Below are 21,418 nucleotides of genomic sequence, written 5' to 3'. Positions count from 1 at the left end.
CTTCCTAATCCTGGAGGCTCATAGTATCTTCATTTTCTTGTACATGAGCGGTGGTGCTAATAAGCCTGTCGTTTGGAACAGATATGTTGTGGTGTGTAGTCTCTCGGAGAGTAAGGCAATGTCGACAGAAGAACTGGAACTGGTCTGGACCAATATCAAAGCAGAAGCGCGCAGTCTCGCGGACTGTGAACCGATGTTGGCCAGCTTTTTTCATGCCACATTGCTGAAGCACGAGAATTTGTGTAGCGCACTGAGCTACATGTTGGCGAATAAGTTAGCCAATTCGATTATGCCTGCGATCGCCATTCGTGAGGTGCTCGAAGAAGCCTACCACGCCGATCCGCTGATGATTGTGTCCGCCGCGCGTGATATTCAGGCCGTCTGCCTGCGCGATCCTGCGGTGGATAAATACTCTACGCCTCTGCTCTACCTGAAAGGGTTTCATGCATTGCAGGCTTACCGCATTGGTCACTGGCTTTGGTCGCAGGATCGTAAAGCATTGGCTGTCTATTTTCAGAATCAGATCTCGGTTTCTTTCGGTGTCGATATTCACCCGGCGGCGAGAATCGGTTGTGGGATCATGCTCGATCACGCAACAGGTATTGTGATCGGCGAAACAGCCGTGGTTGAAAATGACGTATCCATTCTGCAATCCGTTACGCTTGGCGGTACGGGTAAAACCAGTGGCGATCGTCACCCTAAAATTCGTGAAGGCGTGATGATTGGCGCAGGCGCTAAGATTCTAGGTAATATTGAAGTTGGATGTGGCGCGAAAATTGGCGCAGGTTCTGTCGTATTGCAATCTGTTCCTCCACACACAACGGCGGCAGGTGTTCCTGCTCGTATTGTCGGTCGCCCGGAAAGCGACAAGCCCGCGATGGATATGGATCAGTATTTCAACGGCATCAATCGCGGCTTTGAATACGGGGATGGCATCTGATCCTGCTGCGTCAGAGACTCGCGCTATTCAATCTGAGATTGATCAGGTAAGTGATTCGGGTGAGTGACAAATCTGCCATAGGCAGATTTGAACGCTGCTTGCAGCGACCCCAATGGGCCGAGTAGCGCAGCCAACGCACATGCAACTTGAAGTATGACGGGCATAAACCACCGACAAATAAGGTGGTTTTTTGTTTTCGGCTAAGAAACGTCTGAAAGCATCTCGCAAATCACCATCTATTTAGCCAAAGTTGCTGTTTATCCCTTCATAATAGGCAGCCTTGGTTTCCCGTTTATATAGGCAGATTACACAAGCTGAGCTATATATTTTGGTAACTACAAAATAGTTTTTCGGATCACTTTTGTTTGAATGGAATCGTGACGCTGTTACAGAGAACCTTATATGTATTTGAAGCGAATTTTAATCACGTTAAGTTTGATTACACTACCCGTTGTTCCTTTTTTGAGCTACGCAGCAGAAAGCATAAATAATGTAGGGACAAATAATACGAGTAGCACAGCAGATCTCGCACACGCTGCGGCTGATGCCAATGATTCGGCGTCGGATCAGCATGACGAAAGTTGGTGGCAGAGAAGTAAAAACAATCTGTCGACTACCTGGACTTCGCCGCAGACCCACGATATTTATATCCCGGCTATCACTTGGCATAATCGATGGACGTACGATAAAGAAAAGACGGACAGATATAATGAAAGGCCGTGGGGCGCGGGTTACGGTGTTTCCCGTTTGGATAAGGATGGGGATTGGCACGGGCTTTATATCATGGCGTTCAAAGACTCCTATAACAAATGGGAGCCTATCGGTGGTTACGGCTATGAAAAACGTTGGCGACCAACCAGCGATCAGGATTTTCAACTGGGGCTAGGTTTTACGGCGGGTGTCACGATGCGTGATAACTGGAACTATATTCCCATTCCCGTCTTGTTGCCTTTGGCATCAATAAGCTATAGCAAGCTCTCTTTCCAGGCGACCTACATCCCTGGAACATACAATAACGGTAATGTTTTCTTTGCCTGGTTTAGATGGCAGATTTAATTCTTAGGTCACAGAGCGTCTTTTATTTTACAAAAAAAGAGGCTCTGTTTCTCCTGTAATAGAATATATTTAATGGCGCAAAACTATCTCGGTAAAGGTTATTTCACGCCACATCTCTCCATTGTTTATTTTCTGCCTGTCCATTATTTAACCCAATGTAAACCAAATTGACTGAAATTCATTCAGCCATCTCCGCTACAATGGCGCTACTTTTTTCTCAGTGGATGCTGTCGTGCCATTACTTATTATCACCACTATTTTGTGGGCATTTTCATTCAGCCTGATTGGAGAATATCTGGCGGGTCAGGTTGATAGCTGGTTTTCTGCTATGTTCCGTCTGACAGCGGCGTCCGTGGTGTTTTTGCCGTTCTTACGTTGGCGGGGCTACGCGGCGCGCGTTATTTTCCTGTATATGTTAGTGGGTGCTTGCCAACTGGGTATTATGTACCTGTTCGTGTTTCAGGCTTACCTGTACCTGACCGTACCTGAGTTTTTACTCTTCACGGTGATGACGCCGCTGTACGTCACGCTGATTTACGATTTGCTTGCCCGGCAGCGTCTGCGCTGGGGTTACGCGATGAGTGCGCTGCTGGCGGTATTCGGAGCGGCAGTGATCCACTATCACGGCGTGAGTGAGCACTTTTGGTGGGGATTCCTGCTGGTGCAAGTGGCTAATGTATGTTTTGCAGCAGGTCAGGTGGGCTATAAGCGTTTGATGGAGATTCATCCTGTGCCGCAGCACTGTGCATTTTCCTGGTTTTATCTGGGGGCTGCGATCGTGACGATAGCCGCATGGCTGCTTTTCGGCAATATGGATAAATTACCCACCACAACCTTGCAGTGGGGCGTATTGGTCTGGCTGGGGATTGGCGCTTCTGGTCTTGGTTATTTTATGTGGAACTACGGCGCAACCCAGGTGGATGCCGGAACGCTCAGCATAATGAATAATTTCCACGTGCCAGCCGGTTTACTGGTCAACTTCGCCATCTGGCACAAAACGCCAGACTGGCTGAGCTTTATCGTGGGGACGACGATCATTACGTCCTCGCTGTGGGTACACCAGCATTGGGTCGTGAAGCGTCCTTTACGAACGGCAAATGATCACAAGCGTGCTGACGCGCCGAACGAGTAAATGCATCAATCACCGGTTGGCGCTGCTCTCCGTCGCGGACGGCGGCGTACAACCGGCTCCAAAGCCCATCACCCAGCGATTTGGTCACAATCAGCCCCTGGCGTTCAAAACTTTCCACCACCCAGTGCGGTAATGCGGCGATGCCCATGCGGGCGGCAACCATCTGAATTAACAGCAGCGTATTATCCACGCTTTTCAGCGCAGGGCTGACGCCCGCTGGCTGTAGAAAGTGACGCCAGACGTCCAGCCTCTGCCGCTGTACCGGATAGATCATTAAGGTCTCGGTGCTGAAATCTTCCGGTTCGATTTTTTCTTTTTTTGCCAGTGGGTGCTCGGGAGCCAGCACCAGCCTGACTTCAAAATCAAACAGAGGCGAATAGTGTAGGCCACTGCGCGGCATGATGTCGGAAGTCATAACCAGATCCAATTCGCCTTGCTGGAGTGCAGGCTGCGGATCGAACGTTACACCCGATTTAAAATCCATCACCACTTGTGGCCAGTGTTGGTGAAATTCGTCCAACGCAGGCGTTAGCCACTGAATACAGCTGTGACACTCAATGGCCAGACGCAGCGTAGTTTGGTGCGGTTCATGGCACGTCTGCAACGCCTGCTGGATTTGCGGTAGCACCTGCTCTGCCAACTGCAACAGAATTTCTCCCTGAGGCGTAAAGCGTAGCGGCTGGCTTTTACGCACGAATAGCCTGAACCCAAGGCGCTGTTCCAGATCGCTAAACTGGTGGGATAACGCCGATTGGGTTTGGTGAAGTGCAGCGGCAGCAGCGGCTAACGATCCGGTATTGCGCAGTGCTTGCAGCGTTCGCAGGTGTTTAAATTCGATCATGAGAGTCCTTCACAGTGACAGTGAAAAAATTGCGCTTGTGCTTACTACAGTACCTGCGGATTATGGATGTGTAAACATCTGGACGGCTAAATGAGGAATTAACGATGGCGATTGTGAATCACACACTGGGTTTTCCGCGCGTTGGACTACGCCGTGAACTGAAAAAAGCGCAGGAAAGCTATTGGGCAGGTAACGCGACACAGGAAGAGTTGCTGGCCGTTGGACGTGAGCTGCGTGCACGTCATTGGCAACAACAGAAGGATGCTGGCGTTGAGCTGCTGCCAGTGGGTGATTTCGCCTGGTACGACCATGTGCTGACGACGAGTCTGCTGCTGGGTAACGTACCTGCACGTCATCAGAATGAAGACGGCTCGGTCGATCTGGACACGCTGTTCCGTATTGGTCGTGGGCGCGCGCCAACTGGCCAACCTGCCGCAGCGGCAGAAATGACCAAGTGGTTTAACACGAACTATCACTATATGGTGCCGGAATTCACCAAAGGGCAGCAGTTCAAGCTGACCTGGACACAACTGCTGGATGAAGTCGATGAAGCGCTGGCGCTGGGTCATAAAATTAAACCTGTCCTGTTAGGCCCGGTTACCTATCTGTGGCTGGGCAAAGTGAAAGGCGATCAGTTTGACCGTCTGTCGCTGTTGCAGGACATTCTGCCGGTTTACCAGCAGGTGCTGGCTGAGTTGGCGAAGCGTGATATTGAGTGGGTGCAGATCGATGAACCTGCACTAGCGCTGGAATTACCGCAAGAGTGGCTGGCCGCGTTTAAACCCGCTTACGATGCACTGCAAGGTCAGGTGAAATTGTTGCTGACGACCTATTTCGATAGCGTTAGCCAGAATCTGGCAACGATCAAAGCGCTACCGGTTCAGGGGCTGCATATCGACTTGGTTCACGGTAAGGATGACGCTGCTACGCTGAACGCCCAACTGCCAGCTAACTGGGTGCTGTCTCTGGGGGTGATTAATGGTCGTAACGTGTGGCGTGCTGATCTGAGCAGTTGGTTCGAGCGTCTGCAACCGTTGGTTGGGACGCGCGATCTGTGGTTGGGAAGTTCATGCTCATTGCTGCACAGCCCTATCGATCTGAGCGTGGAAGTACGCCTGGATGATGAAGTGAAGAGCTGGTTTGCCTTTGCGATTCAGAAATGTGCGGAGCTGTCTCTGCTGTCTCAGGCACTGAACAGCGGCAATGGTCAGGCACTGGAAGCCTACAGCGCGCCGATTCGTGCTCGCCGTACCTCTACCCGTGTGAATAACGCCGCCGTTGCGCAGCGTCTGGCGGCCATCACCGCACAGGACAGTCAGCGCCAGAACGTATATTCAGTGCGTGCCGATGCTCAACGCGAGCGCTTTAATCTGCCAGCATGGCCGACGACTACAATTGGCTCTTTCCCACAAACCACCGAAATTCGCGGCCTGCGTCTGGATTTCAAACAGGGTCGTTTGGACGGTAATCACTACCGTACCGGTATTGCCGAGCACATCAAGCAAGCCGTGGTTGAGCAGGAAAGCCTGGGGCTGGACGTACTGGTACACGGTGAAGCTGAACGTAACGACATGGTGGAATACTTTGGTGAGCATCTGGATGGCTTTGTCTTTACCCAGAACGGTTGGGTGCAGAGCTACGGTTCCCGCTGTGTGAAGCCGCCGGTCATCATTGGTGATGTGAGTCGCCCGGAAGCAATCACCGTTGAGTGGGCGAAATACGCACAGTCTCTGACTGACAAGCCGATGAAAGGCATGCTGACGGGGCCGGTAACCATCCTGTGCTGGTCTTTCCCGCGTGAAGACGTCACACGTGAAACCATCGCGAAGCAGATTGCGCTGGCGCTGCGTGATGAAGTCGCTGATTTGGAAGCCGCAGGCATTGGTATCATCCAGATTGACGAACCGGCGCTGCGTGAAGGTCTACCGCTGCACCGCTCGGATTGGGATGCTTATCTGGCCTGGGCAGTGGATGCCTTCCGTCTGAATGCCGCTGTGGCGAAAGACGATACGCAAATCCATACCCACATGTGTTATTGCGAGTTTAACGACATCATGGGTTCTATCGCCGCGCTGGATGCAGACGTGATTACGATTGAAACCTCTCGCTCCGATATGGAGCTGCTGGAGTCGTTTGAAGAGTTCGAATACCCGAATGAAATCGGTCCAGGCGTTTATGATATCCACTCCCCGAACGTACCGAGCGTGGAATGGATGGAAGCCCTGCTGAAAAAAGCCGCGCAGCGTATTCCCGCTGAACGCCTGTGGGTGAACCCGGACTGTGGCCTGAAAACACGTGGCTGGCCGGAAACGCGTCAGGCCTTGGCGAATATGGTTCAGGCAGCGCAGCGTCTGCGTGAAGCCCAGTAATGTTTTACCTCTGATTTGATCGGGGAGGCGAGGGCCTCCCCGATTTTTTTGCGTTCAGCAATGGCCTGGCTACGATAGCGGGCGGCCGCCGCAAACCCGCCTTCGTCCGATCGGAACATCCTCCCTTCTTTTTTGCACATGAAATAGCGCTGGCCGTCGCGCCCCATGTAATGGAAGCGTTATTTTCGTTAATTTGTTGTAGATGTTTGCATGTTTTTTCCGATCGAAAATAACTATTTGATAGTTATTGGCTATTTATTTTTTATTTTTGAATGATTTAAACGATCAAGACATAAAGGTAAGGGGTAGGATGCCGATAGAGTACATAACACAGGAGCGGCTACGGATGCATGAATACGGAGAGGGAAGTCACATTTCGCCTTGATACAGTCTCTGAGGTCTTATCAATCGTATTTATACCACTGTTTGGTTTATTTCTACTTTTTCACCTCAACACCTGAGGGAAACTATTTGACTTGATCGCGCCTCTCGTACCGAGAGCGCGCGTAATAAACGCCTGTCTCATGGTATCTCTGCCGCATCAGGATGAAAGGCCTTTTCTTCCGGTGGCTGGCAACTCTCCGCCCTGCTGTTTCATCAAGCCACGTCTGTGCGCGCTTGACATTGTTATACATTACCTAAAAGGAGTGAGGCATGAATTTATCTAACTGGCGTATTGGCTATCGGTTAGGTGGCGGGTTTGCCATTCTGATTTTGATGTTGTTTACCGTGAGCATTTTTTCCCTGTCTAAGCTATCCGGTTTTCAGGACGGGGCCAGAGATATTGTGCAGGAGGTCTATCCGCAAACGGTGGATGCCAACGGCCTGATCGATAGAGTCAACGCCAGCGTACTTATCTACCAGCGGCTGATGCTGGTATCGGACCGGCAGCAAACTCAGGAACTAATGAGTCGCATTGGGGAGCTTGGTAAGGAGATCGGCATCCTTCTGGATAAGCTGGGAAGTACAACAACAGACGCGCGCTCTGCCGAGCAGCTCCGCCAGCTCCACGCTATTCGCGCCGAATTTCTGAAGTCCGGCGAGAAGGTTATCAGCGAGGTTATGGCGGGAAACCGGGACGCGGCGATCGATGAATTCAATAACCATATGAATGACATTCAGATCCGCTACCGCGATATGGTAACAACGCTGGTGGACTATCAGGACGATCTGATGTCGGCATCCGTCGATACCATGACGGAGGTGTATAACAATACCCGCATGATTCTGCTGCTTATTCTGGCGCTGGGCGCCGTGCTTGGCGCGCTGATCGCCTGGTCGATTACGCGCAGCGTCACCCAACCGATACAGCAGGCTCTGCAAATGGCGGACAAGGTGGCTCAGGGCGACCTGACTTCCCAGATTGAGGTTACCAGCAAGGACGAAACCGGGCTGCTGCTGCGATCGTTGGATCACATGAACGCCAGCCTGAGCACCATTGTGGGTCAGGTGCGCGACGGGGCGGAAACGATCTCGACGGCGGCGTCGCAGATTGCGGCGGGTAACCAGGATTTATCCGCCCGCACCGAAGAGCAGGCCAGCTCGCTGGAAGAAACGGCGGCTTCAATGGAACAGCTGACTTCCACCATTAAAAACACGGCGGAAAATACGCAGCAGGCAACAGACATTGCGAATAAAGCCTCTGGTGCTGCGAAGCAAAGTGGCGACGTCATGGTTTCCGTAACGCAGAAAATGCGCGGCATTCGGGATTCATCCCAGCGCATGGCGGAGATTATTGGTGTGATTGATGGTATTGCGTTCCAGACCAATATTCTGGCGCTCAATGCGGCGGTTGAAGCGGCGCGTGCGGGCGAGCAAGGGCGTGGTTTTGCGGTGGTGGCAGGGGAAGTCCGCTCTCTGGCACAGCGCAGTGCGACCGCCGCGCGTGAGATTAAGGATTTGATAGACGACTCTGTGAGCAAAATTCAGGAAGGCATGTCGCTGGTGGATACCGCTGAAGAAACGATGGGCGGATTAACGGGCTATGTGCGCGATGTGAATGAGATCATCAGCGAAATCTCGCAGGCTAGCCGTGAACAGAGCGATGGGATTAACCAGATGAATCTGGCAGTTGGGCAGATTGATACCACGACCCAGCAGAATGCGGCTCTGGTTGAAGAGTCGGCCTCTGCGGCACTTTCCCTGCAAGCACAGGCCTCCGTTCTGGCGGAAGCGGTGAGCACATTTAAGCTGTTGTCGTATGGCAACGGCAAAACCGCTTCTTACGCATCATCACCAACGCGCACGCCAACGCTGTCTTTAGCACCTGCGGCGGCGAAAAATAAGGGCAATGACGGTGACTGGACGACGTTCTAAGCCGGCTCTGTAAAAGGGTGAAACACAAACGCCACCATTGTTCGGTGGCGTTTTAGATTGTCGGTAAGGATGGAAGTGTGTGATGGTGTTACGACACACCATTTTTCTGAAACCATGCCAGCATACGCTGCCAGCCGTCACGTGCGGATTCTTCATGGTAGCTAGGGCGATAATCGGCATGGAAAGCATGCCCGGCATCGGGGTAGACAATTATGTCTGCCGTCGCGTTGGCGGCACGCAGCGCCTGCCGCATGATATCCACTTGTTCCAGCGGAATACTCCCGTCTTTTGCTCCGTATAACCCCAGCACGGGGGCTTCCAATTCTGTTGCGATATCGACGGGATGTTTGGGGCTATTCAGCGTTTTCTCACCCGTAAATTTGCCGTACCAGGCAACGGCGGCTTTGAGCTGTGGATTGTGCGCGGCGTAAAGCCATGTGATACGCCCGCCCCAACAAAACCCGGTTATCGCCAGTTTACTGGCATCGCCGCCCTGTTTAATTGCCCAGTTGGCGGTGTGATCGAGGTCGGATAGCACCTGCGTATCGGGAACCTTATGCACCAGCTCGTTCAGGATTTGCTGAATATCGTTATAGTGGCTGGGGTCGCCTTGACGAAAATACAGCTCTGGCGCAATCGCCATATAGCCCTGTTTGGCGAGCCTGCGGCAGACATCCTGAATGTGTTGATGAACGCCGAAAATCTCCTGTACCACCAGAACAATAGGGAGCGGCCCGTCATGGTTAGCCGGTCTGGCGATGTACGCGGGTAGCTGCTCACCCTGAGAAGGAATAGTGGTTTCACTGGCAACGATACCGACAGAATCCGTCGTAATGATGGAGAAGCTCTGCGGTTCCACTGCTGGGGATAACCCTTGGGGAAGATGTTTGATGGTCGTCTGTTCATCAGTCTTCATTACGCGCTCTCCTGTTACTGGCCAGCTGGCTTTCATATAAAGAGGGATTTCAGAACATCTATGATAAATACAATCAATGATTAAAGAATCTACACTAGAAGACAATTAATCGGCAAAAATGAATTTTACATCCGATGAAAAGTGATTCATATCACGTTTTTTATGTATGTTGATGTTCGTTTCTTTTTCTTAGGTGACTCTTGTCACTTAAAAAAACGGAATGATGCGCTAGAGTCTTTGATTGGATGGACGCTTTACAGACTGCTACAAGCAGCATAGATGAGGCGTTCGGCACGATCTCTCTGAATACCCAACTGATTGCCCGGGAGGCAGTTATGTCTACATCTGATGTGTTCCATCTTGGTCTGGTTAAGAACGATTTACAGGGCGCAACGCTGGCTATCGTGCCCGGCGATCCTGAGCGTGTTGAAAAAATTGCTCGCCTGATGGATAACCCGGTACATCTGGCATCACACCGTGAATTTACATCCTGGCGTGCTGAGCTGGACGGCAAAGCGGTGATTGTCTGCTCGACGGGTATTGGCGGGCCGTCAACGTCAATCGCGGTAGAAGAACTGGCACAGCTCGGCATTCGTACTTTCCTACGCGTTGGTACAACGGGAGCGATTCAACCTGGTATCAATGTCGGTGATGTACTGGTCACCACCGCCGCTGTACGTCTTGACGGTGCGAGCCTGCACTTCGCGCCGATGGAGTTCCCTGCCGTTGCTGATTTTGGCTGCACCACTGCGCTGGTGGACGCGGCGAAAGCGTCTGGTATTGCGTTGCATGTGGGCATTACGGCGTCTTCAGATACGTTTTATCCCGGTCAGGAACGCTATGACACTTTCTCTGGACGCGTTGTTCGTCGTTTCCGCGGTTCTATGGAAGAGTGGCAGAGCATGGGCGTACTGAACTATGAAATGGAATCAGCCACGCTGCTGACCATGTGCGCTAGTCAGGGGCTAAAAGCAGGAATGATCGCTGGGATTATTGTTAATCGTACCCAGCAGGAAATTCCAGATGTAGCAACGATGAAGCTGGCCGAGACGAACGTGATCAAAGTGCTGCTGGACGCGACCCGCCGTTTGTTAGCCGCTGAATAAGCACAAAAACTGATGGTATTTGGGGCTGGCTATCGTCGATGCCAGCCCGTATCCTGATAGCCTCTTCAGGTTCATCGGGTTAACCTGCACCGTGCTTAGCGCGTGTAATACGGTTGCCTTGCTCGCCTTTCAACCTCGCAAGGAGATGTATGACCGAACCAACGTTGCTTCATCCCTCTTTATTACCGCTGGACGGCGGAATCAATTTCCGCGATTTAGGCGGTAACCGCGCTGCTGATGGGCGGCTTATCCGACACGGTAAACTTTTTCGCTCCGGCTCGCTGGATCTGCTGAGTCAGGCTGACTGCGAACACCTTGCTGGCGTGCCGATTTCTCACGTGGTGGATTATCGGGATGCCGATGAAATTGCGCAGAAGCCCGACATCTTGTGGACGGGGGCTAATTACCACGCTTACCCAGCCAACCCATTGCGCCATGAAGTGACGGCTAATCTGGATTCATTGGGATCCGATGTGTTGGCAGCCTTTGATTCCCGCGCATTCATGTTGGAGCTTTACCGCCGTCTGCCTTTCAATAATTCTGCCTATAAACAGCTGGTGTCGCTGTTATTACGACCGGATGAGGGTGGGCTAGTACAGCACTGCGCCGTCGGTAAAGATCGTACGGGTATCGGTTCGGCGCTGGTGATGTTTGCGCTGGGGGCAGATGAGCAGACGGTGATGGAAGATTACCTGCTCACCGAGACGACGCTGACGCCATTCCGCCAACAGCTACTGACACATCTGTCGGCAACGCTGAATGAGAAAGCGCTGGGACAGTTCTCTTATGTGTTGTCGGTGCAGGAAGAGTTCATCGTGACGGCGTTGCAGGCGATCTATGAACGACACGGCTCAATCGATAGCTGGCTTGAAGTGGAATACGGTCTGGATAATCGTGCGAGGAATTATTTGCAGGATAAATATCTGGCGTAAGGCTTTTGTTTTAGGCCGGTCAACTGACCGGCCTTTGTTTGCTGTGTAACTATACTGCTTGGGTGATTAACCCGTATTACGCATACCCGCTGCGACACCGGCGATCGTCACCATCAGCGCCAGCTCCAGATCGGCATCTGGTTTTTCCTGCTGACGTGAACGATGCAGCAACTCGGCTTGCAACACATTCAGAGGATCGGTGTAGACGTTACGCAGTGCGATCGACTCAGCGATCCACGGCAGATCCGCCATTAGGTGATCGTCGTTGGAGATCGCCAGCACGACATTGATATCGGCGGCCAGCTGCTCGCGCAGCTGTTTCCCTAACGGCCACAGCTTCTCTTCTACCAGACGCTGATCGTAATACTCCGCCAGCCACAGATCGGCTTTGGCGAACACCATCTCCAGCATGCCGATACGCGTTGAGAAGAACGGCCAGTCGCGACACATGGCTTCCAGCTGTTCTTGCTTACCGTCATCCACGACTTTTTGCAACGCGGCACCTGCGCCCAGCCATGCTGGCAGCATCAGGCGGTTCTGCGTCCAGGCGAAAATCCACGGGATAGCGCGCAGGCTTTCCACGCCACCGTTCGGACGACGCTTGGCCGGACGTGACCCCAACGGCAGTTTACCCAGCTCCAGCTCCGGTGTAGCGGCGCGGAAGTAAGGGACGAAATCTGGGTTCTCACGCACGTAGCCACGGTACATATCGCAGGACACGCGGGACAGCTCATCCATCACCTCGTGCCATTCCTGTTTTGGTTCCGGCGGCGGCAGCAGGTTTGCTTCCAGAATTGCACCGGTATACAGCGCCAGGCTGCTGATGGTGACTTCCGGCAGGCCGTACTTAAAGCGGATCATCTCGCCTTGTTCCGTCACGCGCAGGCCTCCTTTCAGGCTACCCGGCGGTTGTGATAACAGTGCAGCATGAGCCGGTGCGCCACCGCGACCGATGGAACCGCCGCGTCCGTGGAACAGTGTCAGTGCGATGCCCGCTTTCTCACAGGTTTTGATCAGCGCGTCCTGTGCACGGTATTGCGCCCAGGATGCAGCCATCACGCCCGCGTCTTTCGCCGAGTCGGAATAGCCAATCATGACCATCTGCTTGCCTTGAATAAAGCCGCGATACCAGTCGATGCTTAGCAATTGCGTCATGACATCATCGGCGTTGTTCAGGTCGTCCAACGTTTCAAACAGCGGCGCGACGGGTAGGGCAAACGGGCAGCCCGCCTCTTTGAGCAGCAGTTGAACGGCTAGCACGTCAGAAGGCGTGCGCGCCATTGAAATAACGTAAGCGGCAATAGAACCCTGTGGGGCTTTCGCGATCACCCGGCAGGTATCCAGCACTTCTTTGGTATCCGCACTCGGTTCCCAGTAGCGCGGCAGCAGCGGGCGTTTGGAACTGAGTTCACGGATCAGGAAGGCCTGCTTATCGGATTCTGACCAGCTTTCATAATCGCCCAGACCCAGATAGCGGGTAATTTCAGCCAGTGCGTCGGTGTGGCGTGTGCTTTCCTGACGAACGTCGATGCGCACCAATGGCACACCGAAGCAGCGTACGCGACGCAGCGTATCCAGCAGGCGACCGTCGGCAATGATGCCCATGCCGCAGGTTTTCAGAGATTGGTAGCAGGCGTGGAGCGGTTCCCACAGTTGCTCATTGGTAATCAGCAAGTCTTTAGGTGGCAGACGTTCTTCACCTGTCAGACGTGCTTCCAGATAGCTCAGCGTGCTGCTCAACTGCGAACGCAGTGACTTCATGATGGCGCGGTACGGTTCCTGCACCTCACTGCCACCGGCGCGCTCCAGCAGATCCGGCGTACATTCGGACATCGACAGCTCGGAAACCAGCACCTGAATATCACGCAGGAACAGATCGGCGGCTTTCCAGCGGCTGAGTAACAGCACATGGCGAGTGACTTCTGCCGTGACATTTGGGTTACCGTCGCGGTCGCCGCCCATCCATGAGGTAAAGCGTACAGGTACGGCGTCAACGGGAAGACGGTAACCGAAAGCCTGTTCCAGCTGTTCATCCAGTTCACGTAAAAATGCGGGTACGCCTTCCCACAGGCTATTTTCCACTACGGCAAAGCCCCATTTGGCTTCATCTACCGGGGTAGGGCGAATTTTGCGGATCTCATCGGTATGCCAGGACTGTGCGATCAACTGGCGCAGACGGCGCATGACCTGATTGCGTTCATAATCAGCCAGATCGTTGTGATCGAGCTGTTTGAGGCAGGTATTCACTTCTACCAGTTTGTGGATCAGCGTCCGACGGGTGATCTCGGTGGGGTGGGCAGTCAGCACCAGCTCAATCGACAGTGACTCCACAGCGTCACGGATATCTCGTGCGCTCAGATTTTTACTTTCTTTCAGGCGCTCAAAAGCGTTGGAAAGCTGTGCCGGATTACTCGCTGCTTCACCATGTGGTGAAATCGTATGATATTGCTCAGCGGTATTGGTCAGGTTAAGGAACTGGCTGAATGCGCGGGCAACGGGCAACAGTTCATCGTTAGACAGGTTTTGCAGTGTGGTCAGCAACTCCTGACGATGTTTTTCATTACCTGCACGGGATGACTTTGACAACTTGCGGATTGTTTCGACTTTATCAAGGATGTTTTCACCCAGTGCTTCCTTGATGGTATCGCCGAGTAGTGTGCCGAGCATACTGACGTTACTGCGCATTGCGGAATATTGTTCGTTCATAGTTACCCTGACCATCCCTACCATTTTTGTAAGTTTATTTCACTTGACATGTTTTGACGCACTGCATCCATCTAGCCACGATAAGGCGAGTTCGTCAATTGACGATTCTTTCTTCTCCTTATTCTTTGTACTTGCATTGGTGAGGGTTTGGCAATTTGTGAAATTTAATTACAGGGGCGCGGATATTAGGACTGCTAATTAGAGGAGAGGGATAGCGGGGCACAAAGGCCCCGCGAGTGCGGTTACGCCTGTTTGGACGCTCTGACGACCAGAATATAAGTCAGCGTGAAAGAAAGCACGATGGCGATGGCCATGCCGGAGACGGCATAGCTAAAGTACGGGCCGATATAGGCTGGCAGGCTGAAAATACTCGACAAGATGTAGCCATACAGCCGGACACCGAAGTACGCGATAAACGCCGAGGCGATAGAGCTGGCAATAGTTGCGGAGATAAACGCTTTTTTATACTTGGTCAGTACGCCGAAGAGTGCAGGTTCGGTAATACCGAGCAGCGCGGAAACCCCAGCAGACAGCACGACAGATTTGTCCTGACGGGTTTTGGCATGGAAGTAGATGGCAAACGTGGAACCCGCAATCGCCATGTTAGCCATACACATCATTGGCATCAGCATATCAAAACCCTGATTGCTGAAGTTTTGCAGTGCAATGGGCGTCATCGCGTGGTGCATCCCAGTCAGGATAGCGACAGGTCGAATCGCACCGACCACAAAACCAGCAAAGATAGACGACACATCGAACAGGCTCTGAATAAACAGTGCCAGCAGTTTGCCGAGATAGATCCCGAATGGCCCGATAACCGTGAGGGACACCAGCGCGGCAATAAACAGCGTCAGTGTCGGGGTAAACACGGTTTTCAGCACCGAAGGCATGATGCGGTCGACCCAACGATGGATGTAGCTCAGTGCCAGCACGGAGAAAATCACCGGGATGACGCTGGCGGCGTAGTTGAACACCGGAATGGGGAGCACACCGATGAAGTAAAAGGCGCTGACCGCATTAGGGCTATTGCTGGCTAGTGCCTTCGCCGCTTCCATTAGCGACGGGTACATCAGGCAAGCAGCGACAGCCGCTGCCAGATATTCGTTCGTTTTAAATATTCTGGCTGCTGAGATGGCGAGGAAGAACGGCAGGAAATAGAACACGCCGCTGGCGATCAGATCGATGACGATAACGGTATCGGTTTTGGCAGAGACTACTTTCAAGGCGATCAGCCCTGCCAGCAGCCCTTTGATCATCCCCGCGCCCGCGATAGCAGGCACGATGGGACCAAATACGCCAGAAACCGTATCCATGAACAGCGAGATCAGCCCTTTTTTCTGCTTCGGCGCGTCTGGCTGTGCCGTGGCGGTAGGAGAAAGCTGCGCGTTCAACAGTTCATAATACTCATTGACCTGCGGCCCGATAATAATCTGAAATTGTTCACTTTGGTGTTGTGCACCTAATATCCCAGGCAAGTTTTTGATTGCGTCGGTTTGTACTTTACTTTCATCAACTAAATCAAATCGAAGCCGTGTCATACAGTGCCAGGCTTTATTTATATTCTCGTTTCCGCCAACCAGTTTAATGATTGACTGAATAACGTCATTTTTTCCCATGGAATAAACCCCTGCATAGCACTATGTTATTTTTGGTTAAATCATTCCCGCTGATAATAAGAAACTAAAAATAAAAAAACAAACCAATAAAACATGAAGCCCATCACATGATTAAGTCTTTAAGGGGTCTTTGTTACCGATAACTTATAATTGGTCTGGTTTTTTAATTAATTTGGCGGGTTTTTCAAACCAAAATAATTCTTTTAAAGAATAGGTTTACAATAAAAGAAAAAATAAGTAGAAAACAAAAAAAGAAACTGATTTTAGACTGTGTTTTTACCGGGCGTGACTATTCCGGTAAACGCACCGGAGGATATTTTTGTGTTGCCAACAATCATTACTGACATTGAATGTCTTGTTACCCGTCCTGACCGCCATAATTTGGTGACGGTGGTGGTGCATACGAATAAAAACGTTACAGGTTATGGGTGTGCGACTTTCCAGCAGCGTCCGCTAGCCGTAAAGGCGATGGTGGACGAGTACCTCAAACCGCTGCTATTGGGAAGAGATGCTAACCATATCGAAGATTTGTGGCACATGATGATGGTCAACGCTTATTGGCGTAACGGGCCGGTTATCAACAATGCGGTCGCGGGTGTCGATATGGCGCTGTGGGACATCAAGGGTAAGCTGGCGGATATGCCGCTCTATCACCTGTTTGGTGGGAAATCTCGCGATGCGATTGCCGCATACAGCCATGCTGCCAGCGATACGCTGGATGGACTGTATCAGGAAGTCGAACGGCTTTATGCGCAGGGCTATCGCCATATCCGCTGCCAGTTAGGGTTCTATGGCGGTAATCCCGATGCGTTGCATAGCACGCGGCAGCCAACGGAGGGAGCCTATTACGATCAGGATCAGTACATGGCTAACACGCTCGCCATGTTCCGTGCCTTACGCGATAAATATGGCGATCGTTTTCACATCCTGCATGATGTCCATGAACGTCTTTTCCCGAATCAGGCCGTGCAGTTCGCCAAAGCAGTAGAAGTGTATCGTCCCTATTTTATCGAAGATATTTTGCCGCCTGCGCAAAACGAGTGGCTGGCGCAGATCCGCAGCCAGAGCGCGGTGCCGCTGGCTACGGGAGAGCTGTTTAATAACCCCGCCGAGTGGCAAAACTTGGTGATAAACCGTCAGGTTGATTTCATTCGTTGCCATGTCTCACAGATTGGCGGGATTACGCCAGCGCTGAAACTGGGCGCATTCTGCCAGAGCTTTGGCGTTCGGTTAGCGTGGCACTGTCCACCGGATATGACGCCCATCGGTGCGGCAGTCAATATTCACCTCAATATCCACCTGCACAACGCCGCGATTCAGGAATTTGTCGCTTACCCGGAAAATACCCGCAAGGTCTTCCCGCAGGCGGTGGAACCGGAGAGCGGCTATCTGTACCCGATTGAGCGTCCTGGTATTGGCGTTGGTATCGATCTGGACGCGGCGCGGAAGTTCCCTGTGGTGTATCGTCCGCACGAGTGGACGCAGAGTCGCCTGCCAGATGGCACGATGCATACGCCTTGAGCCGCTTACGGTGACTGGCGGAAGGCCAGGTTGTCGAGGTTTAAGGGGATGACGTAGGTGCAGGTGTAGTCTATATCGATGATATCGCTCGATTCGTACACGCGACCGCCCTGTAAAATTCCACGATTAAGAATATGCATCGCCGCCGTGCCTTTCTTGCAGCCCAACAGCTCAGCCTGTGCTTTAGTGACGTTAACCGCTTGATAATGTGTCAGGTAGTGTGAGATCGCATAGCCCTTGCTGAGCACATACTGCTGAATAGAGCCTTCAATAATCTTCTGACTCATATCCGGGAAATCTGCGGCAGGCATTTTCGATATCTCGATCTGCATCTTGCGGTTATCGACATAGCGTAAGCGGCTGAATTCCCAGATGAACGCATTGCTGCTGATAGCAAATACCTGCTGCTCTTCTCGGTTCGGCAGGCGTTTATGTAGGCTAAGCAGGCGGGAGGAAATCTGAGTAAATTTCTTTTCGGTAATCGAGTTATAAACCAGTGGGTTGCTGCGTACGCCCTGATTAATGAAATTACCCGATCCCTGCACCATATGGATCGCACCGATACTGGCGAGCTTTTCCAGCGCCTGACGAATAGTAAAGCGCGACACACCGTATTCTTCCGCCAACTGGCGTTCCGGCGGCAGCTTTTCCGGCAGCGGATCGGTGTGCTGATAGATTTTGCTCAGTAAATCCTGCGCGATGAAATCTTTCTTTTTCATGAGCTGTCTCAAAATGGCCTTGCCAGCGTAGCTGAGAAGGCCGCTTTCATCGGATCAGTGGTGGCAGAAGTGATGAATAACCTGCGAAATCAGTTCCCGCGTCGGTTTGATAAACGCAGTATCAATATATTCATCCGGCTGGTGTGCCTGTTCGATCGATCCCGGCCCCAAGACCAGCGTTGGGCACAGCGTCTGAATAAACGGTGCTTCGGTACAGTAGTTCACAATTTCCGTTTTTGTTCCCAGCAGGTTCTCCACGACTGATATCAGACGATGGTCGGACGGGCACTCATAGCCAGGAATCGGCGGGTGTAGTTCGCTGATGGTCAACCGACCCGGCCAGCGCTGGCTGACTGGCGCAAGCGCTTCTGACAGCAGTCCGTCCAGATCGTTAAGCGTAATACCCGGCAGCGGACGAATATCCATATGTAGTTCACAGCAGCCGCAGATACGGTTGGCTGCATCGCCGCCGTGAATGTGCCCGAGGTTCATCGTGGGGTAAGGAATATGGAAAATCGGGTTGTGATAGCGTTCTTGTAAGGTATTGCGCAGCACTAGCAGGTGGGAAATCGCCTCGTGCATCAATTCAATTGCGTTCACGCCGCGCGAAGGATCGCTGGAATGGCCGGATTGTCCCTGAATACGGATCGCGTTGGACATATGCCCTTTGTGGGCGCGAACGGGTTGCAGCGAGGTCGGTTCGCCGATAATGGCGCAGTCCGGGCGAATCTGTGTGGATTCGGAGAAATACTTGGCGCCAGCCATTGTCGTTTCTTCATCCGCCGTCGCCAGCACGTAGAGTGGTTTCGTGAGCTTAGTTGGATCGATATCACGCAGGGCATCCAGAATAAAGGCAAAGAATCCTTTCATATCCGCGGTGCCCAAACCGTACAGTTTGTTGTCGTGCTCGGTTAGCGTGAAGGGGTCGCGCGTCCAGCGGCCGTCGTCGAACGGAACGGTGTCGGTGTGCCCTGCCAGCAATAAACCACCTTTTCCTTCACCAATCCGCGCCAGCATATTAAATTTATTGAGGGTGCCGGGGACAGGTTGAACTTCCACGTGGAAGCCGAGATCGCCGAACCAGCCTGCCAGCAGGTTGATTAAGGTATGATTACTTTGATCGAGCGCGCTGTCGGTGGCACTGATGGACGGTGTGGCGATCAATGCCCGATATAGCTCAATAAAAGGGGGTAAATTCATCTTCACTGTTGACAGCCTCTGGTTAGGATAGTATCAATATTCATGCATTTATTTTGAATAAAAATACAATATTGCTCGGCGAAAGGAAACCCAAAGGTACGGCGATGGCGATTCGTCACTTTCACTGAGTTTCGCGGGTGAACAGCGTACCGACGCTGGTGAGCCCTGTTACCTGTTCCATAGATAAATAAGAAGGTATACGGATCCCATGCTGAATACGCTGATTGTTGGTGCAAGTGGTTATACCGGCGCTGAGCTTGCGCTCTACCTGAACCGTCACCCACAGATGAACATAACCGCTTTGATGGTTTCTGCGCAAAGTGTCGATGCAGGAAAATTGATTTCTGATTTACATCCGCAGCTCAAAGGCATCATTGATGTACCGGTAAAACCGCTGACCGATGCTGAAGAAGCGGCGAAAGGCGTGGATGTTGTTTTTCTGGCGACCGACCACAAAGTCAGCCACGATCTGGCACCTGTTTTTCTGGCGGCAGGCTGCACCGTTTTTGATTTGTCCGGCGCGTTCCGCGTACAGGATGCCGAATTTTATCGTCGCTACTATGGTTTTGAACATCAACACCCTGACTGGCTGGCAAAAGCGGTTTACGGGCTGGCGGAATGGCGTGCTGAAAGTGTAAAACAGGCACAGCTGATTGCTGTGCCGGGCTGTTATCCAACGGCTGCACAGCTGGCGCTGAAGCCGCTACTGGATGCGCAACTGCTGAACCCAGCCCAGTGGCCGGTGATTAATGCCGTGAGCGGCGTGAGTGGAGCGGGGCGTAAAGCGTCACTGACCAGCAGCTTCTGTGAAGTCAGCCTGCAACCGTACGGCATTTTCAACCACCGCCATGAGCCTGAAATTTCAACGCACCTCGGTACGCCGGTGATCTTCACGCCGCATTTGGGTAACTTCGCCCGTGGCATTCTGGAAACCATCACCTGTCGCCTGCAACCGGGCGTAACCCAGCAGGATGTCGCTGAAGCCTATCACAATGCTTATCACGATAAGCCGCTGGTTCGCCTGTATGATAAAGGCATTCCGGCGCTGAAATCCGTTGTTGGCCTGCCGTTCTGTGATATCGGTTTCGCCGTCGACGGTGAGCACCTCATCGTGGTGGCAACCGAAGATAACCTACTGAAAGGCGCGGCGGCACAGGCTGTGCAATGCATGAACATTCGTTTTGGTTTCCCTGAAACCCAATCGTTAATTTAATGACTACTGGTCCCGACATTTCGAGGCACGAAGCATAATGAATCCGTTAATTATCAAGTTAGGTGGCGTTTTACTGGATAGCGAAGAAGCGCTGGAGCGTCTGTTCACCGCGCTGGTGGCTTACCGTCAGGAACATCAGCGTCCGCTGGTGATTGTGCACGGCGGCGGCTGTCTGGTGGATGAGCTGATGAAGAAGCTGGCGCTGCCAGTCGTGAAGAAAAACGGCCTGCGCGTCACGCCTGCCGATCAGATCGACATCATCACCGGCGCGTTGGCGGGTTCCGCCAACAAAACGCTGCTGTCATGGGCGAGAAAGCATGACATCAATGCGGTCGGCCTGTGTTTGGGTGATGGCGGTAGTACGACGGTAACGCAGTTAGATGAATCTCTGGGCTTTGTGGGTAAAGCGGAAGCCGGATCGCCTGCGCTGCTGAACACGCTGCTGTCTGCGGGCTACTTGCCTGTCGTCAGCTCTATCGGGATTACGGCGCAGGGCGATCTGATGAACGTCAATGCCGATCAGGCGGCGACGGCGCTGGCGCAAACGCTGGGCGCGGATTTAATCCTATTGTCTGACGTGAGCGGTATTTTGGATGGTAAAGGCCAGCGCATTGCTGAAATGACGGCGGAGAAAGCCGAGCAACTGATTGCTCAGGGCATCATCACCGATGGCATGATTGTTAAAGTCAACGCTGCGCTGGATGCCGCTCGTGCGCTGGGCCGTCCGGTTGATATCGCTAGCTGGCGTCATGCCGAACAACTACCTGCGTTGTTCAACGGCGTGGCGATTGGTACGCGTATTCTGGCGTAAGTCGTTTCTGGGTATGGCATGATG

At 52.5% G+C, this 21,418-nt stretch carries 16 protein-coding genes; 10 read left to right on the top strand and 6 right to left on the bottom strand.

Features of this window, described 5'->3' with window-relative positions; translation table 11 throughout:
* The first annotated feature begins 118 nt into the window (after positions 1–118).
* From cysE to KP22_RS17205, 3 genes are all read left to right on the top strand, one after another.
* Positions 119–940, top strand: coding sequence for a serine O-acetyltransferase (gene cysE / locus KP22_RS17215; protein ID WP_039307300.1), 822 nt, complete (start codon positions 119–121; stop codon positions 938–940).
* Between the two features lie 402 nt (positions 941–1,342).
* Entirely contained in the window at positions 1,343–1,996 is a 654-nt protein-coding gene (gene pagP / locus KP22_RS17210; RefSeq protein WP_039325394.1) for a lipid IV(A) palmitoyltransferase PagP, read from the top strand.
* 232 nt (positions 1,997–2,228) lie between these two features.
* Positions 2,229–3,128, top strand: a complete 900-nt coding sequence (locus tag KP22_RS17205) for a carboxylate/amino acid/amine transporter (protein ID WP_039325392.1) — start codon at positions 2,229–2,231, stop codon at positions 3,126–3,128.
* Here the strand turns inward: KP22_RS17205 and metR are convergent.
* Positions 3,034–3,969 carry an HTH-type transcriptional regulator MetR gene (gene metR, locus KP22_RS17200; RefSeq protein ID WP_039307296.1) on the bottom strand — a complete coding sequence of 312 codons (936 nt, stop codon included), beginning with the start codon at positions 3,967–3,969 and terminating at the stop codon, positions 3,034–3,036. The genes KP22_RS17205 and metR overlap by 95 nt on opposite strands.
* A 104-nt stretch (positions 3,970–4,073) precedes the next feature.
* Here metR and metE point away from each other — a divergent pair, with 104 nt between their 5' ends.
* Positions 4,074–6,338, top strand: a complete 2,265-nt coding sequence (gene metE, locus KP22_RS17195) for a 5-methyltetrahydropteroyltriglutamate--homocysteine S-methyltransferase (protein WP_039325389.1) — start codon at positions 4,074–4,076, stop codon at positions 6,336–6,338.
* 654 nt (positions 6,339–6,992) lie between these two features.
* Complete coding sequence (locus KP22_RS17190) at positions 6,993–8,654, top strand: methyl-accepting chemotaxis protein (RefSeq protein WP_039307292.1); 1,662 nt, start codon at positions 6,993–6,995, stop codon at positions 8,652–8,654.
* 88 nt (positions 8,655–8,742) lie between these two features.
* Here KP22_RS17190 and KP22_RS17185 read toward each other — a convergent pair whose 3' ends face one another.
* Positions 8,743–9,570, bottom strand: coding sequence for a dienelactone hydrolase family protein (locus KP22_RS17185; RefSeq protein ID WP_039307291.1), 828 nt, complete (start codon positions 9,568–9,570; stop codon positions 8,743–8,745).
* 335 nt (positions 9,571–9,905) lie between these two features.
* On the opposite strand from KP22_RS17185, the gene udp reads away from it, so the two are divergent.
* Positions 9,906–10,676: a uridine phosphorylase gene (gene udp / locus KP22_RS17180; RefSeq protein WP_011091824.1), complete on the top strand. Its 771-nt coding sequence runs from the start codon at positions 9,906–9,908 to the stop codon at positions 10,674–10,676.
* 149 nt (positions 10,677–10,825) lie between these two features.
* A complete protein-coding gene (locus KP22_RS17175; RefSeq protein ID WP_039307287.1) occupies positions 10,826–11,608 on the top strand; it encodes a tyrosine-protein phosphatase in 783 nt (260 codons plus the stop codon).
* A gap of 66 nt (positions 11,609–11,674) precedes the next feature.
* On the opposite strand, the gene ppc is transcribed toward KP22_RS17175, so the two are convergent.
* Together ppc and KP22_RS17165 are read right to left on the bottom strand one after the other, a co-directional pair.
* Positions 11,675–14,314, bottom strand: coding sequence for a phosphoenolpyruvate carboxylase (ppc, locus tag KP22_RS17170; protein ID WP_039307285.1), 2,640 nt, complete (start codon positions 14,312–14,314; stop codon positions 11,675–11,677).
* A 242-nt stretch (positions 14,315–14,556) separates the two neighbouring features.
* Entirely contained in the window at positions 14,557–15,930 is a 1,374-nt protein-coding gene (locus KP22_RS17165) for a PTS transporter subunit EIIC (RefSeq protein WP_039325387.1), read from the bottom strand.
* Positions 15,931–16,251: 321 nt separating this feature from the next.
* Between KP22_RS17165 and KP22_RS17160 the strand changes: the two genes are divergently transcribed.
* Entirely contained in the window at positions 16,252–17,451 is a 1,200-nt protein-coding gene (locus KP22_RS17160) for a starvation-sensing protein RspA (RefSeq protein WP_039307392.1), read from the top strand.
* Between the two features lie 5 nt (positions 17,452–17,456).
* On the opposite strand, the gene KP22_RS17155 is transcribed toward KP22_RS17160, so the two are convergent.
* Both KP22_RS17155 and argE read right to left on the bottom strand, forming a co-directional pair.
* Positions 17,457–18,170 (bottom strand): GntR family transcriptional regulator, encoded by a 714-nt coding sequence (locus KP22_RS17155; RefSeq protein ID WP_039307281.1) that lies wholly within the window; start codon positions 18,168–18,170, stop codon positions 17,457–17,459.
* 54 nt (positions 18,171–18,224) lie between these two features.
* Entirely contained in the window at positions 18,225–19,376 is a 1,152-nt protein-coding gene (gene argE / locus KP22_RS17150; RefSeq protein ID WP_156107283.1) for an acetylornithine deacetylase, read from the bottom strand.
* Positions 19,377–19,578: 202 nt separating this feature from the next.
* Here argE and argC point away from each other — a divergent pair, with 202 nt between their 5' ends.
* Both argC and argB read left to right on the top strand, forming a co-directional pair.
* On the top strand, positions 19,579–20,583 hold the full coding sequence (gene argC, locus KP22_RS17145) for an N-acetyl-gamma-glutamyl-phosphate reductase (protein WP_039307277.1): 1,005 nt from the start codon (positions 19,579–19,581) through the stop codon (positions 20,581–20,583).
* Positions 20,584–20,620: 37 nt separating this feature from the next.
* A complete protein-coding gene (argB, locus tag KP22_RS17140) occupies positions 20,621–21,394 on the top strand; it encodes an acetylglutamate kinase (RefSeq protein ID WP_039307275.1) in 774 nt (257 codons plus the stop codon).
* Positions 21,395–21,418 lie beyond the last annotated feature (24 nt).

This window comes from Pectobacterium betavasculorum, assembly GCF_000749845.1.
Lineage (GTDB): Bacteria > Pseudomonadota > Gammaproteobacteria > Enterobacterales > Enterobacteriaceae > Pectobacterium > Pectobacterium betavasculorum.
This window is presented reverse-complemented; position numbering and strand designations above follow the sequence as displayed.

Coding starts and splice junctions, on each gene's coding strand:
- ppc (WP_039307285.1), bottom strand. CDS start 14,314: ATGAACGAACAATATTCCGCAATGCGCAGTAACGTCAGTATGCTCGGC.
- metE (WP_039325389.1), top strand. CDS start 4,074: ATGGCGATTGTGAATCACACACTGGGTTTTCCGCGCGTTGGACTACGC.
- udp (WP_011091824.1), top strand. CDS start 9,906: ATGTCTACATCTGATGTGTTCCATCTTGGTCTGGTTAAGAACGATTTA.
- argB (WP_039307275.1), top strand. CDS start 20,621: ATGAATCCGTTAATTATCAAGTTAGGTGGCGTTTTACTGGATAGCGAA.
- pagP (WP_039325394.1), top strand. CDS start 1,343: ATGTATTTGAAGCGAATTTTAATCACGTTAAGTTTGATTACACTACCC.
- KP22_RS17155 (WP_039307281.1), bottom strand. CDS start 18,170: ATGAAAAAGAAAGATTTCATCGCGCAGGATTTACTGAGCAAAATCTAT.
- cysE (WP_039307300.1), top strand. CDS start 119: ATGTCGACAGAAGAACTGGAACTGGTCTGGACCAATATCAAAGCAGAA.
- metR (WP_039307296.1), bottom strand. CDS start 3,969: ATGATCGAATTTAAACACCTGCGAACGCTGCAAGCACTGCGCAATACC.
- KP22_RS17165 (WP_039325387.1), bottom strand. CDS start 15,930: ATGGGAAAAAATGACGTTATTCAGTCAATCATTAAACTGGTTGGCGGA.
- KP22_RS17175 (WP_039307287.1), top strand. CDS start 10,826: ATGACCGAACCAACGTTGCTTCATCCCTCTTTATTACCGCTGGACGGC.
- KP22_RS17185 (WP_039307291.1), bottom strand. CDS start 9,570: ATGAAGACTGATGAACAGACGACCATCAAACATCTTCCCCAAGGGTTA.
- KP22_RS17190 (WP_039307292.1), top strand. CDS start 6,993: ATGAATTTATCTAACTGGCGTATTGGCTATCGGTTAGGTGGCGGGTTT.
- argC (WP_039307277.1), top strand. CDS start 19,579: ATGCTGAATACGCTGATTGTTGGTGCAAGTGGTTATACCGGCGCTGAG.